Origin of the sequence: Nocardia lijiangensis NBRC 108240 (assembly GCF_001613045.1) — a bacterium.
In the GTDB taxonomy this organism is placed as follows: domain Bacteria; phylum Actinomycetota; class Actinomycetes; order Mycobacteriales; family Mycobacteriaceae; genus Nocardia; species Nocardia lijiangensis.
On sequence record NZ_BDBP01000033.1, the window covers coordinates 36,258 to 49,842 of the forward strand.

At 70.1% G+C, this 13,585-nt stretch carries 14 protein-coding genes; 10 read left to right on the plus strand and 4 right to left on the minus strand.

Features of this window, described 5'->3' with window-relative positions:
* Positions 1-20 precede the first annotated feature (20 nt).
* On the minus strand, positions 21-1,343 hold the full coding sequence (locus NL1_RS13335; protein ID WP_067838881.1) for a flavin monoamine oxidase family protein: 1,323 nt from the start codon (positions 1,341-1,343) through the stop codon (positions 21-23).
* Positions 1,344-1,406: 63 nt separating this feature from the next.
* Here NL1_RS13335 and NL1_RS13340 point away from each other — a divergent pair, with 63 nt between their 5' ends.
* Positions 1,407-1,976 carry a TetR family transcriptional regulator C-terminal domain-containing protein gene (locus NL1_RS13340; RefSeq protein ID WP_067838742.1) on the plus strand — a complete coding sequence of 190 codons (570 nt, stop codon included), beginning with the start codon at positions 1,407-1,409 and terminating at the stop codon, positions 1,974-1,976.
* Between the two features lie 148 nt (positions 1,977-2,124).
* The gene (locus NL1_RS13345) at positions 2,125-3,027 is read left to right on the plus strand and encodes a tetratricopeptide repeat protein (protein ID WP_162272727.1); all 903 of its coding nucleotides are present in this window, start codon (positions 2,125-2,127) and stop codon (positions 3,025-3,027) included.
* A gap of 6 nt (positions 3,028-3,033) precedes the next feature.
* On the opposite strand, the gene NL1_RS13350 is transcribed toward NL1_RS13345, so the two are convergent.
* From NL1_RS13350 to NL1_RS13365, 3 genes are all read right to left on the minus strand, one after another.
* Positions 3,034-4,023, minus strand: a complete 990-nt coding sequence (locus NL1_RS13350) for a hypothetical protein (protein WP_156094829.1) — start codon at positions 4,021-4,023, stop codon at positions 3,034-3,036.
* A gap of 419 nt (positions 4,024-4,442) precedes the next feature.
* Positions 4,443-4,649: an EF-hand domain-containing protein gene (locus NL1_RS13360; RefSeq protein ID WP_067838753.1), complete on the minus strand. Its 207-nt coding sequence runs from the start codon at positions 4,647-4,649 to the stop codon at positions 4,443-4,445.
* Positions 4,650-4,788: 139 nt separating this feature from the next.
* The gene (locus tag NL1_RS13365) at positions 4,789-5,124 is read right to left on the minus strand and encodes a hypothetical protein (RefSeq protein ID WP_067838755.1); all 336 of its coding nucleotides are present in this window, start codon (positions 5,122-5,124) and stop codon (positions 4,789-4,791) included.
* A 247-nt stretch (positions 5,125-5,371) separates the two neighbouring features.
* Here NL1_RS13365 and NL1_RS13370 point away from each other — a divergent pair, with 247 nt between their 5' ends.
* The 8 genes from NL1_RS13370 to fadD8 all read left to right on the plus strand — a co-directional run bounded on the left by NL1_RS13370 (position 5,372) and on the right by fadD8 (position 13,406).
* A complete protein-coding gene (locus NL1_RS13370; RefSeq protein ID WP_156094830.1) occupies positions 5,372-6,130 on the plus strand; it encodes a hypothetical protein in 759 nt (252 codons plus the stop codon).
* A 57-nt stretch (positions 6,131-6,187) separates the two neighbouring features.
* Complete coding sequence (locus NL1_RS13375) at positions 6,188-7,195, plus strand: NAD(P)H-dependent flavin oxidoreductase (RefSeq protein ID WP_067838761.1); 1,008 nt, start codon at positions 6,188-6,190, stop codon at positions 7,193-7,195.
* Between the two features lie 85 nt (positions 7,196-7,280).
* Positions 7,281-7,739 carry a Zn-ribbon domain-containing OB-fold protein gene (locus NL1_RS13380; RefSeq protein ID WP_067838763.1) on the plus strand — a complete coding sequence of 153 codons (459 nt, stop codon included), beginning with the start codon at positions 7,281-7,283 and terminating at the stop codon, positions 7,737-7,739.
* Positions 7,732-8,217, plus strand: a complete 486-nt coding sequence (locus NL1_RS13385) for a Zn-ribbon domain-containing OB-fold protein (protein WP_067838767.1) — start codon at positions 7,732-7,734, stop codon at positions 8,215-8,217. Before NL1_RS13380 ends, NL1_RS13385 begins: the two co-directional genes overlap by 8 nt.
* Positions 8,210-9,286: a thiolase family protein gene (locus NL1_RS13390; protein ID WP_067838769.1), complete on the plus strand. Its 1,077-nt coding sequence runs from the start codon at positions 8,210-8,212 to the stop codon at positions 9,284-9,286. Before NL1_RS13385 ends, NL1_RS13390 begins: the two co-directional genes overlap by 8 nt.
* Complete coding sequence (locus tag NL1_RS13395; protein WP_067838772.1) at positions 9,283-10,443, plus strand: thiolase family protein; 1,161 nt, start codon at positions 9,283-9,285, stop codon at positions 10,441-10,443. Before NL1_RS13390 ends, NL1_RS13395 begins: the two co-directional genes overlap by 4 nt.
* Positions 10,444-10,558: 115 nt before the next feature.
* A complete protein-coding gene (locus tag NL1_RS13400) occupies positions 10,559-11,749 on the plus strand; it encodes a thiolase C-terminal domain-containing protein (protein ID WP_067838775.1) in 1,191 nt (396 codons plus the stop codon).
* Positions 11,750-11,801: 52 nt separating this feature from the next.
* Positions 11,802-13,406 (plus strand): fatty-acid--CoA ligase FadD8, encoded by a 1,605-nt coding sequence (gene fadD8 / locus NL1_RS13405; protein WP_067838778.1) that lies wholly within the window; start codon positions 11,802-11,804, stop codon positions 13,404-13,406.
* Positions 13,407-13,585 lie beyond the last annotated feature (179 nt).

Below are 13,585 nucleotides of genomic sequence, written 5' to 3' on the forward strand. Positions count from 1 at the left end.
TCGGCAAGCCTGAGTTCACGCTACGACTTGGAGTGCACTCCAAGGCAAGTCGAGTGCCACGCCTCGGCAACCTCGTCGGCGACCCGTTCACCGGAGAGCACCGCGCCTTCGAGGTAGCCGGTCCACCGCGGCGCGGTCTCCGTGCCCGCCCAGTGGATCGGGCCGGTCGGCCGCGCCGCGCCGGTGAGCGCGCCGAGCGTGCCGGGCCGCGGAATCGCGGAATATCCGCCGCCGACATGGGGATCCAGGTGCCAGGACTTCTCGTGCCAGCTGAGCGGATGCATCGCCGCTCGCCCGAGCTGTCCCGCCACCGCGGCCAGCACGGTGTCGCGCCGCTCGGCGACGCCGAGCCGATCCAGCGCTTCGGCGGCCCGGCCGGGGATCAGCACGCCCAGATGGCCGGGGCCGCCGGGCGGCGAGATGTCGAAGGCCGCGGGCACCGGTCCATCCAGGGCGATGATCTCGCCACTGAGCCCGCGCTCGCGCCAGAACGGTGTGTCGTAGACGGCGATCGCCTTGTAGATCGTGCCCATCCGGAGGTTGTCCTGGACGAACCGATGCTCGGGCGGCAGCGGCGGATAGTGCCGTATCGCGGCCGCGACGGGCGGAGGCACGGCGACGATCACGCGTGCCGCGCGCACCGGACCGGCCGGCGTGGCGACGGTGACGCCGTCGGCCGACCGGAGGATCGCGGTGGCGGGACGGGCCAGGTGCACAGCGGAACCCAGCTCGGCGGCCAGCTTTTCGGCCAGCGCGCCCGCGCCGCCGGAGAGCAGCGATTCCTGCGCACCGCCCGACGTGCCGAGCATGACCCGCAGTCCGCCCGCCGAGCGAATCCCCTCGGCGAGCGCGGCGACGGAGACTCGGTCGAGGTCGCAGGCCAATGCTTCGGGCAGGATCGCCTCGACCAGACGACGGGCGCGGCCCCTGAGGATCCGCGCCAGCCAGTCCGCCACCGTCACCTCGTCCCATCGGCGGCTCGCGCCCGTGCGCGCCAGCAGTTCCAGCCGCAGCAGCGCCGCGCCTGCCGCCACGGCGGTGAGCGGGCCGATCCGCAGCCGTCGCCCGCCTTCGAGGACGAGGGCTTTGCCCGCGCTGGGGGTCGGGAACAAGGTCATGCCGAATTCTCTTGCGAGAGCGGTCATCCGGGCATGGTCGTGGCCGACCCACTGGCCGCCGAGATCCACCGGCGTGCCCGCGGCCGAACGCTCGGTCTGCGCCCGGCCGCCGACCCGGTCGGCCGCTTCCAGGACGAGCACGTCGATGCCGCGTGCTCGCAGGGCGCGCGCCGCGGTCAGTCCCGCGAATCCGGCGCCGATGACCGCGACGGTCGTCTGTTCCATCGCCAACTCCTTTATGAAACACCTGTTGTAAAACAAGTGTTGCATAAATGCTAGGCTGTGGCCATGCCGCGCACCGTCGATCGCACCGCCCGACTGACAGCCATCGGCGACGCCGTCGTCACCCTCGCCATCGACGCCGGATTCGCGGCGGTGACCATCCGCTCGGTAGCCGAACGCATCGGCGCCTCGACCTCGGTGGTGACCCACTACGTCGGCGGCCGGGACGAGATGCTGCGCGTCGCGGTGCGGCGCGAGGTCGAAGCGCGCCGCAGGCACGCCGAGGACGCCATGGCGGGCCACCGCGGCGCCGCTTCCCTGCGCGCCCTGGTCGAATGGGCGGTGCTCACCGCGGACGAAGCGGCCCATCGGTTCTGGCTCGCACTGGTCGTCGGCGCCCCGGTCGAGCCGGTGCTGCGCGCGGAGCTGAACGCGTTCAACGACTGGTGGGACGCCCAGCTCCGAAAGAGGTTGAAGGAGGCCGGAATCACGGAGATCGAGCACGCGGCGGATCTGCTCGACGTCGTCGTCGACGGCCTCGTCGTCGGCGCCTTCGACGCGGGCGCGCCGTGGCCGCCCGCCCGCCGTCGGCAGGTTCTCGACACGACGTGGCGCGCTCTCGGCCTCACCGCGTAGCGGGTACCCACCCCGGGCGCGCGACGTCGAAACAGATTGTGAACAAAGGAATTTCAGATAGTCGCGTGCGCCGACGACGGTAACGAACGCCCCGTCGCCGACGACGTGCTGGTACAGGGCTCCGTCGGTGGGACAAAGGGGTATGGCGATGCCGGATCCGCGTTACGAGCATGCGAAGACATTGCGGCGAGAGGGGCGCACCGCGGAGGCGAGTTCGGTGCTGACGGCACTGCTGGCGGAACGCCCCGGCGATATCGGCGCGCTGTATGCCTTGGCGGTCTGTCAGATCGACACGGGGCAGCGGGGTCACGCGCGCGAGAATCTGCTGCGCATCGCGGGCGCGCACCCGGATCACTATGGCGCGCACTACCAACTGGGCCGCCTGCTACAGGACGAAGGAGACCTGCGCGCCGCGGCCGTCCACTACCGGCAGGTGCTCGCGGTGACCGAATACGCGGACGCGGCGGCGCGATTGGCGCAGTGCGAGCGGGCCGCCGCGGTGCCGCCGGTGAAGAAGATGATCGAGCAGACCTATGTCGCCGATCGCGGCGCTCTCGTGCAGAGCCTGCGACTCAGAGCACGGCACGTCCTTCCACTCGGCTCGATCGCCACCGTGCTGCTGGCGTTCGTCGCGGCCCGGCTCCTCAACACCTCGGGCGTGGGACTCCAGCTGGCCTATCCGTTGGTGCTGATCGTTCTGGCGTTGCTCCTGAACGTGGCGCTGTCGCCGATCACGATCTACATCCGGACCCGCATGTACACCGCCCAGTTGTACGACTACGGGATGGACGTGAGCGAGGGCGTGTTCCGGCGGTCCAAGCAGTTCGTGTGGTACTACCAGATCACCGAGCCGCCGACGTATGTGCGCAAACCGGCCGACTACCTCACCCACACCGCGTCGCTGATCGTCAACTACAACAACACCGCTGCCACCACGGCGCGAGTTCGGTTGCGCGGCTTCGGATCTCCTCGGCAGGTCGACCAGGTCCGGTCCTATCTGCAGTCCCGCATCCCGTCCGAGCGGCTGCCGATCCGCGGGCCCTGGACCTGACCGGCGTCAGACACCCGGCATCGGGCCGAGTTCGGCAGGACCGCCCGCGCCGCCGTCGGCCCACCCCGTGGTCCCGCCCTCGTGGTTCGCGGACGCCACGGCTCCGGGATCGTGGTGGCCCACGGCGGAGGTCAGCGGGCTTCCGAAGTCCATGCCCAGCGGCTGGCCGTGCCCGACAACGGAATTCGTGGACGAACCGGCGTGCTGGTCCTGCGTGGACGTGCCGGAGGAGGTGGACGGATCGCGGCCGTCGGATGGGTGGGGAGTTTCCTTGAAGTTGAACGTCTTCACCGGATTGCCCTGGGTATCAACCGGCTGCCCACCCGTGTGCAGATCCAACGGTTTCACCCTGGCGTCCGCGGCGCCCGCGTCGTGATCCGGCGCTGCGGACGCGTCGTTGGCCACCGCCTGCCGGTGCGGCGAGATCACCCGGAAATCGGCCGCGGTGACCGGTGTGCCGCCGTCGGCCGGGTAGACGGCGGTGTGCCCGGACTGAGTCGGCGCCGCGGGGCCGACATTCGGGGCGTGGTGAGGCACCGGTTGCGGAGCAGGCGCGGGCGCAGGCGGCGGAACGGTCTCGTGGTGGCCCGGGTGGTCGGCTTTCTGAAAATTCCAGAGGCTGAGGTGATCCTGACCGGGCAGCGGATAGTCGTGCCGCAACTCCGTGACCGGATGCTTTCCCCCGTCGTGGTGATCGGCCCCGAAATCCATCCCCGGCGGCGGCGGCCCGGCGGGAGCGTCGTGGAAGTCCATCCCCGGCGGGATGTGCGAGGGCGGCTGCGGCTGGGGATTCACGAGAACTCCTTCGATCGCGTCGTGCGGCATGCCGTGCCCACCGGGGTGGGCGGGAAGGGACGGGGCGGAGGCGTGGTCGTCGGCCGCGCCATGCGGAAGCGCGGTCGCGTAGTAATGCAGCGGACGCGCGTCGTCGCGCAGATCCGAATGGCCACCGCGTCGCTGCCCGCCCCCTGCGGTGGCAAGGTGTCGACCCGCCACGACGGCCGGACAGCGTCCGACAGTGTCGGGTCGCCGTGGGCGGAGAAATCTCCGCGCTCGCCGTGCACACGGACCTCGTGTGCGGCGAATTGCAGAAAGTGCACCTGAAAGTCTGGCGCCATGCGGGAACTCGACGCGAACTCGAACTCGATCGCATCGTCGAACACTCCCCCCGGCGCGTCGACCGAACTGGCCTCCACACTGTCGCGAACGGTCAACCGGCCGTGTCCGGGGATTTCGAGACTCTGCCACACGCCCATGGGAATCCTCTGTCCAGCAGGGGGTTTCACAGTGAATCGGCTTGGGCGCAGGCGCCGTTACCGTGCTGGACAGCGATATGGGCGCGCCACGAGGACCCCTCGACGAGAGGGGTCCTCGCGCGTTCCTGAGGAACTGTTCGATCGCGCTGCTGGTTCCAGTCAGAGCGGCGCGCGAGCGGCGGTCAGGAATTCCTGCCTGCTGATCCTGCCGTCGCCGTCGATGTCGACTTCGTCGAACCGGGACATGAGGATGTCGATGTCCTGGCCGCGGCTCTCGTAATGCTGGATGAATTCCTCGCGGTCGATGTAGCCGTCGCCGTCGATGTCCATCGCGTCGAACTTCCGGTGAATGTCCTGAATATCCATTCGGTTCTCTCCCAGCTTCTAGGCGGGGCGGCGACTGCCACCCCGAGAGGACAGGTATCGAGCCGTGTTGGAGAAACTGACGCGTCAAGGATAGTTGGGTGCGACACCGAGTGTGCGGAATTCGCATGAGCGCGAAAATCTACTCGCTCTCGTCTTTGTTTGCGGACCCAGCAATCGCGGACAACCGCCACAGCTCGACGGCGAGCAGGAACGCCTGCACGCTCCCCTCGACTTCATCGAGGACGACGCCGTCGGGCCAGGACACCCGGCAGTGGTACCAGCAGCACCAGGTGCGGTCGCCGCGCCGCGGCTCGGGAGAGAGCAGATCGTGGCAGACGCGCCTGGCGAGCTCGGCCAAGGCCGCCGACGTCTGGGCGGGCGTGCCCACGTTGCCGACACGCCACCACAGCTCCTGCGTCCGGCCGGGTCGCGAGATCTCTACGAGGTAGATCAGTTCTGTGTCCTGATCACTCATACACAGGCACTCTGCCAGAAACCAACCGGTCTACCCGTAAATCGCGGCGAAACGCGGGCCGTGTTGATCTCCGGCTCGCTCGGAGAATCCGGCTACTTTTCAGTGCGGCGCCGGACACCGAGGTTCGGCACGAGTGATCGGACCCTGAACGGAAGCGATGAGCACACCTACTGTTCCCGGTACCCCCGGTTCACCACCTGGGTACTCATGGCGTTGGGTTTGGCCCGAATCCCGGGCCGTCGCATGGTTGTCGGCGTCCTTGGCCGCGCTCGTCGGCGCGGCGGCGTTCTTGGTCGCGGCCGTGCTGGTCGACAGCGAATTCGCGATGCGCAGCGGCGGGCTTCTCGTGCTGCTGGCCGGAGCCACCGGAGCCACCTACTTCCTCACCACGATCGAGGACCGCCCCGCGATCGTCCAGGGCGACGGGGCGTCCACCTTCGTGCTGCGCTACCTCCCGACGCGCCTGGCGCCGGTGCTCGCCGCGCTCACGGCGCTGGGGGTCGCGGCGCTGTGGCTCGGCATCCTCGAACGAGCGCTGGAACCGATGGTCTTCGGGGCCGTGTTCCTCGTCTCGGCCCTCGTCCTGGTGGCCCTGACACTCCGGTACCGGCGGACCGCGCGGCTCTGCCTCTCCCCGCACACCATCCGCGTCGCCACCCGCAACTTCGATTGGGAATTCCCCTGGGACGCAGTGAATTTCGCGGCCGGTTTCGACGCGAAGGGCACCGAGACCATCGCGATCCGCTGCCCGCGCGCGGCGGTGACCACCCGGCCGACACCGGGAAAGACCCCGAGGCACCTACGGCCTCCGGAAGACAGCCCGGACGGCCCGTGGAAGATCGCGCCGATCATGTGGGGCGTCAGCCCGAACTCACTGTTCTCCGCCCTGAACCATCTCCGGACCTACCCCGAACACCGCGCGGAACTGACGCACGCCGAACTCACCGCCATGCTCACCCCGCCACCGTGGCGAGCCCGGCGGGCGTTCGACCTCGATCCGCTGTGAGGTAAGACCGCCCGCCCCGGCCACGTACGGGAACGAGCGCTGTGCTGGCATGGACGAATGCCAGCGTCGCAACGAGAACCGCTTTCTTCGGACGATCGAACCGCCGCGCCGAGCCTGACCACCGAGTGGTCGCGAGCGCTGGGCCTGCGGGTGCCAGTAGTCAACGCCCCGATGGGTGGCGTGGCGGGCGGACGCCTGGCCGCGGCGGTCACCGTGGCGGGCGGGCTGGGGATGATCGGCATGGGCAGCGCCGGATCGGCGGCGGCCCTGCGCGGGGAACTCCGGCACACGACGCCGCAAGCGGGGAGGTTCGGCATCGGCCTCGTCGACTGGGTCGTCGCCGCCGAACCGGAACTGCTCGACGTGGCGATCGCGGCGGCTCCCACCCTGATCTCGGTGAGTTTCGGGACCGATGCGTCCTGGGTCGGTCGCGTGCGCGACAGCGGAATCCGCACGGCCACCCAGGTATACAACGCGACCGACGCGCGCCGCGCCGAAGACGCAGGCATCGACGTGCTGGTCGCGCGGGGCGCCGAGGGCGGCGGGCACGGCGCGGTGGAGATGGCGACGCTGCCGCTGCTGGACGCGGTGCTCGACGCCGTCTCGGTGCCGGTGCTGGCCGCGGGCGGCATCGGATCTCCCGCGAGTCTGGCCGCCGTTCTCGCCGCGGGCGCGAGCGGCGTGTGGCTGGGCACGCACCTGGCCGCCTGCTCGGAGTCGTCGCTGTCGGAGGCGGGCCGCCGCGCGCTGATCGCGGCCGACGGCACGGACACGATCGTCACGACGGCGTTCGACGTGGCGATGGGACTCCCCTGGCCCGCCCGGTTCCCAGCGCGGGTGTTGCGCAACGACTTCACCGCGCGGTGGGCGGGTCGGGAAGACGCGCTGCGCACGGACGAGCAGGCGCGCGCCGCCCTGACGGCCGCGGTCGACGCCGACGATCCGCGGACCGCGCCGATCGACGCGGGTCAAGGCGTGGGCATGCTCACCGCGGTCCGCTCGGCGGCCCAGGTGATCGATGACCTCTGCTCCGGCGCGGCGCACCTGCTCGCCCGCACACCGTGAGGCCGCGCCGCCCGCACGCCGCGGAATCAAGCGCTTGATTCAATCATGTGATTGAGGCAGACTCCAGCCGAGAAAGGAGCTGCCGATGTCCGCCGATGCCGACGAAGGCCTGCGCGCCCCCTACGAGATCGAGTTCCCGTTCGAGCGAACGGTGGGACCGGTCGTCGGAACGTTCCTTGCCGGTCTGCGCGAGCGGCGGCTGTTCGGCGCGCGCACCGAGCGCGGCACGGTGGTGTGCCCGCCGCCCGAGTTCGATCCGGTGACCGGCCGGGAGCTGAGCGAGCTCGTCGAGCTGGCGCCGGTGGGCGCCGTCGAATCCTGGACCTGGGTGCGGCACCGCCACGGCGATCCGGTCGACGGCGACTTCGCCTGGGCGTTGATCGCCATCGATGGCACGGAAGGCACGTTCTTCCATGCCCTCGACGCAGGCGGCGATCCGGCGCGGATCCGGCGGGGCCTGCGGGTGCGGGCGCGGTGGGCGGACGAACGCCGCGGCGTGCTGTCCGACCTGCGCTGTTTCGAGCCGGAGGACGACGATGAATAGCCCACTGCCGGAACCGGTTTCGCTGATGCCGACCCCGCTGCGGATGGAGTACACCTTCGTCGCCGGTGTCGGCCGTTCGCGATTCCTGCGTGGCCTGGCCGAACGCAAGCTGCTGGCCGCCACCTGCCCGTCGTGCCGTCACGTGTACCTGCCCGCGCCGGAATTCTGCGCGCGCTGCCTCGTCGAGCTCGACGAACCCACCGAACTCGACGGGCGCGGTGTCGTCTCCACCTTCTGCGTCGTCAGCTTCCCCTTCCCCGGCCAGGAGATCGACCCGCCGTACGTGGTGGCCTACATCCAGCCGCACGGCGCCGACACCCGGCTGATGCACCTGATCCGCGAGGTCGAGATCGGTGATGTGCACATCGGCATGGAAGTCGAACCGGTCTGGCGGGCCGGCGCTGATCTGGAGCCGTCCTGGATGAGCATCCGCCATTACCGCCCCGTCGCGCCCGGCCAGGAGGTCCCCCATGCGTGAGGTCGCCGTCGTCGGCTCCGCCCAATCCGCGTGCCTCGCCGCGAACCGGCGCGACGACATGGCGGGCATCCTGCTTCCGGTGATCCGCGAAGCGCTCGCCGCAATCCCGCTCGACCGCGACCGTGTCGATTTCGTGTGCTCCGGCAGTCACGACTTCCACGAGGGACGCACTTTCGCCTACATCGACTCCCTCGACGCCGTCGGCGCCTGGCCGCCGATCGCGGAGTCCCACGTGGAGATGGACGCGGCGTGGGCGTTCTACGAGGCGTGGGCGTGGCTCCAGCTCGGGCACGGCGACATCGCCCTGGTGTACGGGATCGGCCGCGGCTCTTTGCCGCGCGACCTCGACCAGGTCGTACCCACCCAGCTGGACCCGTACTACCTCACGCCCCTGCGACCGCACCGCGACGCGATCGCGGGCGTCCAGGCGTGTGCGCTGCTCCAGTCCGAGCTGACGACGGAACGTGAGATGGCGGGGATCGTCGCGCGCAGCCTGGCGGATGCCGCGGCCAACCCGCACGCCCAGGTCTCCGGCGACTACGAGATCGACGAACTGCTCGCCGCGCCGTATGTGGCCGCGCCCTTGCGAGCTCACGACGTGTCACCGGTCGGCGACGCGGCGGCCGTCGTCGTGCTCGCCGCCGGTGACGTGGCCAGGTCGCTGTGCGAACGTCCGGCCTGGGTGCGCGGCATCGACCACCGGATGGACGGGCACTATCCGGGGTCGCGCGATCTGACCAGGGCACCGTCGGCGGGCCTCGCGGCCGTCCGCGCGGCCGCGACCGCGGGCTTCGACGCGAGCGCGGTCGAGATCGCCGAGTTGCACGTCGAATACTCCGCGCAGGAACCCCTGCTGGTCCGCGAGCTCGGCCTCGGCGCGGGGACGGCGATCAATCCGTCGGGCGGACCGCTGGCGGGCAGGCCGACCACCGCGACCGGCCTCATCCGAATCGCCGAGGCGGCCGCGGGCATTCGCTCGGGACGGGCCACGCGCGCCCTCGCGCACGCTACGAACGGCCAAGCGCTGCAACAGAATTTGGTCTGCCTGCTGGAAGGAGACCCGGTATGAGTGAACCCGTCGCCGTCGTCGGCATCGGTCAGGGCAAGCAGGCCAAGCGCCGTGAGGTGACCATCGGCGCGTTGGTGCGCGAAGCGGTCGCGGCCGCGATGGCCGACGCCGAGCTCGAACTGGGCGACGTCGACGCCGTCGTGCTGTCCAAGACGCCGGACCTGTTCGACGGGGTGATGAACCCCGAGCTGTATCTCGCCGACGCGCTCAGCGCGCGCGGGCTTCCGGTGACCCGGGTCTTCACCGGCGGCAGCGTCGGCGGGCACGCGGCGATCTACGGCGCGCACCTGATCGAGGCAGGGTTGGCCCGGCGTGTGCTGGTCGCCGCGTATTCCAAAGAGTCCGAAGGCAATTTCACCTGGGCGCTGTCGCGCGGACTGCCCTTCAGCGCGAAGCTCGGCGCGGGCGCGGGCGGCCATTTCGCGCCCGTCATCCGCGAGTACATCCGCCGGTCCGGCGCGCCGGAGCACATCGGCTGGCAGGTGGCGGTCAATCACCGGCTCAACGCGATCCGCAACCCGTACGCGCACGTCCACATGCCCGACATCACCGTCGAGAAGGTCAAAGAATCCCGCATGCTGTGGGACCCGATCCGCTACCTGGAGTCGTGCCCGTCCTCCGACGGCGCCGCCGCGATCGTGCTGACCGCGGGATCGCAGGTGGGGAATCCGGCGCGCCCGCCCGCGTGGATCCACGGCATGTCGTTCCGCACCGAGACCGGGCACTTCGCCGGACGCGACGAGGTCAACCCGCGCGCGGGTGCCGAGTGCGCCGCGGACGCCTACCGGCAGGCCGGAATCGTCGATCCCGCAAGGGAAGTCGATGTCGCCGAGCTGTACATCCCGTACAGCTGGTACGAACCGATGTGGCTGGAGAACATCGGGCTCGCCCCGCTGCACCAGGGCTGGAAGCTCGTCGACGACGGCACCACCCGGTTCGGCGGGTCCCTTCCGATCAACCCGTCCGGCGGCGTACTGTCCGGCAACCCCACCGGAGCGACCGGCCTGATCCGCTTCCTCGAGGCCGCCCTTCAGGTCCGCGGCATGGCGGGCGAGCACCAGGTTCCCGGCGCCCGGCGAGCCATCGGCCACGCCATGGGCGGCGCGTCCCAATTCCACGCGCTGTGGGTCGTCGGCAGCGAACGGCCGACGACATGAGCCCCACTCCCCGCAGACCTTCCGCACGCCCAGCACGGGCCACGCGGCATCGAAATCCGCTGTGCGATGGGCGATATCGGCAGGTGCAGAAATGACACGAGACAGGAGTACGGGAATGCGACGGGTCTTCGTCGTCGGCGTCGGCATGACGCCGTTCGTCAAGATCGGGTCCCGAGGGTGGACCTATCCGGAGATGGTCGGCGCGGCGGTGCGCGACGCGCTCGGCGATGCGGGCCTCGGCTACGACCGGGTCCAGCGCGCCGCGGTCGGCTATGTGTTCCAGCCCTCCGCGGCTGGGCAACGCGCCCTCTACGACGTCGGGATGACCGGTATTCCGGTGGTCAACGTCAACAACAACTGCGCCACCGGCTCCACCGCGCTCGTGCTGGCGCGCGAGTGGGTCGGCGCGGGCCTCGCGGACGTGGCGCTGGCCGTCGGGTTCGAGCAGATGACCAAGGAGGCCATGGCCGCGCCCGCGACGCCGCCGAAGACCACCACGGTCGACGCCCACCTGCGGCTCATGTCCGAACTGTACGACTTCGGCTCCGCGCCGATGACGACGCAGTTCTTCGGCAACGCCGCGCTCGAGCACATGAAGCGGTACGGCACAACGGCCGAACAGCTGGCCGCCGTGGCGGTGAAGAACCACGCGCATTCGACGCGGAATCCGTTGGCGCAGTTCCAGAATTCCTACACGCTGGAGCAGGTGCTCGGCGACGTTCCTGTGCACGGCCCGCTGACCCGCTCGCAGTGCTCGCCCATGTCGGACGGCGCAACGGCGGCCGTGCTGGTGAGCGAGGACGTCGTGCGCGAGCACGGACTCGAGGCGCAGGCCGTGGAGATCCTCGCGCAGGAACTGGTCACCGACGACGACACCGCGTTCTCCACCGCGTCGATGATCGATGTCGTCGGAGCGCCGATGACCCGCGCCGCGTCCCGGCGGGCCTTCGACACCGCGGGGATCACCGTCGGCGAGGTCGATGTGATCGAATTGCACGACTGCTTCTCGATCAACGAACTCCTCACCTACGAGGCGTTAGGTTTGTGCGGCGCAGGCGAATCGGGCGCGTTGATCGAGTCCGGGGCCACCACCTACGGCGGCGCCTGGGTGGTCAATCCGTCCGGCGGGCTCATCTCCAAAGGGCACCCGCTCGGCGCGACCGGACTGGCGCAGACGGCCGAACTCTCCTGGCAGCTGCGCGGACTCGCCGCCGACCGGCAAGTCCCGGACGCGCGGATCGCTCTGGCGCACAACCTCGGTCTCGGCGGGGCCTGTGTCGTCACCCTCTATGCCGGGCCGGGATGAACGAACTCTGCTGGACAATGATCGACGACAAGCCCTCGGAGCTGAAACACCCATGACGACAATCGATCACGACACCCACCTGCGGCTGCCGGTGCACAACGGCCACAGCCTGGTCGCCGGACTCCGCAGGCACCGGCACGATCCGGTGCTGACCCTCGGCGACACGATCCTCACCGGCGCCGACGTGCTCGACGCGATCAGCCGCTACGCGGCCGCGTTCGCGGCCAACGGCGTCGAGACCGGCACGCCCGTCGGGGTTTTGGCCCTCAACCGGCCCGAGGTGCTGTTCACCATCGCCGCCGGGCAGGTCCGCGGTTACCGGCGCACCGCACTGCATCCGATGGGCGGGCTGGACGATCACGCCTATGTGCTGTCCGATGCGGGCATCACCACCCTGGTGCTCGATCCGGTACCCGCCTTCGTCCAGCGCGCTCGCGAACTGGTCGACCTGGTGCCCCAGCTGAACCGGGTCCTGGTGCTCGGCGCGGTGCCGCCGGAGCTCGCCGACGTCGGCGTCGATCTGACGGCCGCCGCCGCGGCGTTCGATCCGGAGCCGATCGAGGCCACCGACCTGCCGCCGGACGCCGTCATCTCGATCAGCTACACCGGTGGCACCACGGGAAAGCCCAAGGGCGTCATCGGATCCGCGCTCACCATGGCGACGATGACCCAGATCCAGCTCTCGGAATGGGAGTGGCCGCAACGGCCGAAGTTCCTGATCTGCACGCCGCTCTCGCACGCGGGCGCCGCCTTCTTCCTCCCGGTGGTGTTGCTCGGCGGGCAGTGCGTGGTACTCCCCCGCTTCGAACCGGGCGAGGTGCTGCGCGCCATCGAAGAGCACCGGATCACCGCGACCATGCTGGTGCCGTCGATGCTCTACGCGCTGCTCGACCACCCGGATCTGGCGACCCGCGATCTGTCGTCGCTGGAGACGGTGTACTACGGCGCCTCGGCCATCGACCCGACCCGGTTGACGCAGGCGATCGAGCGCTTCGGGCCGATCTTCGCGCAATACTTCGGGCAGTCCGAGGCGCCGATGACCATCAGCTACCTCGGCAAGCGCGAACACGACACCGAACGCCTCACCTCCTGCGGCCGTCCCTCGGCCGCTCTGCGTGTCGCGCTGCTCGACGGCGACGACAAGGTCGTGGCTCCCGGCGAGGTCGGCGAAATCTGCGTCTCCGGACCGCTGGTCGCCGCCGGTTACCTGAACAAGCCCGAGGCGACCGCGGAGACCTTCCGCGACGGCTGGCTGCGCACCGGCGATCTCGCCCGCCAGGATGCGGACGGCTTCCTGCACATCGTCGGGCGCAGCAAGGACATGGTGGTCACCGGCGGTTTCAACGTCTTCCCTCGCGAAGTCGAAGACGTTGTCGCCGAACACCCCTCGGTCTCGCACGTCGCGGTGGTCGGCGTGCCGGACCCGCGCTGGGGCGAGGCGGTCACCGCCGTCGTCGTGCTCGATCCGGCCGCGCCGGGCGATCCGGCCGCCGTCGAGACGATGATCGCCGAGATCCAGGAGACCGTACGGCAGCGCAAGGGCTCGGTGCAGGTGCCCAAGCACGTCCTCGTCATCGACGAACTGCCGCTCACCGGCCTCGGCAAGCCCGACAAGAAGGCCGTGCGCGCCCTGGCGGCCGACCGGCTCGGCCACTGACGATGAACTGACGAAACCGGCTGACAATCAGCCGGTTTCGCCCTTGATCCCGACGAGCGCGACCGCGGCGTCGACCGGTAGGTGGGTCGCGGGCGCGTGCAGTCGAGTCCGTACCTCCCAGCGGCGGCGCAGTCCAGCGACGCAGGCCAACGCCGGGCCGAGTTGCCGCCCGCCGCAGC

Coding starts and splice junctions, on each gene's coding strand:
- NL1_RS13335 (WP_067838881.1), bottom strand. CDS start 1,343: ATGGAACAGACGACCGTCGCGGTCATCGGCGCCGGATTCGCGGGACTG.
- NL1_RS13340 (WP_067838742.1), top strand. CDS start 1,407: ATGCCGCGCACCGTCGATCGCACCGCCCGACTGACAGCCATCGGCGAC.
- NL1_RS13345 (WP_162272727.1), top strand. CDS start 2,125: ATGCCGGATCCGCGTTACGAGCATGCGAAGACATTGCGGCGAGAGGGG.
- NL1_RS13360 (WP_067838753.1), bottom strand. CDS start 4,649: ATGGATATTCAGGACATTCACCGGAAGTTCGACGCGATGGACATCGAC.
- NL1_RS13365 (WP_067838755.1), bottom strand. CDS start 5,124: ATGAGTGATCAGGACACAGAACTGATCTACCTCGTAGAGATCTCGCGA.
- NL1_RS13375 (WP_067838761.1), top strand. CDS start 6,188: ATGCCAGCGTCGCAACGAGAACCGCTTTCTTCGGACGATCGAACCGCC.
- NL1_RS13380 (WP_067838763.1), top strand. CDS start 7,281: ATGTCCGCCGATGCCGACGAAGGCCTGCGCGCCCCCTACGAGATCGAG.
- NL1_RS13385 (WP_067838767.1), top strand. CDS start 7,732: ATGAATAGCCCACTGCCGGAACCGGTTTCGCTGATGCCGACCCCGCTG.
- NL1_RS13390 (WP_067838769.1), top strand. CDS start 8,210: ATGCGTGAGGTCGCCGTCGTCGGCTCCGCCCAATCCGCGTGCCTCGCC.
- NL1_RS13395 (WP_067838772.1), top strand. CDS start 9,283: ATGAGTGAACCCGTCGCCGTCGTCGGCATCGGTCAGGGCAAGCAGGCC.
- NL1_RS13400 (WP_067838775.1), top strand. CDS start 10,559: ATGCGACGGGTCTTCGTCGTCGGCGTCGGCATGACGCCGTTCGTCAAG.
- fadD8 (WP_067838778.1), top strand. CDS start 11,802: ATGACGACAATCGATCACGACACCCACCTGCGGCTGCCGGTGCACAAC.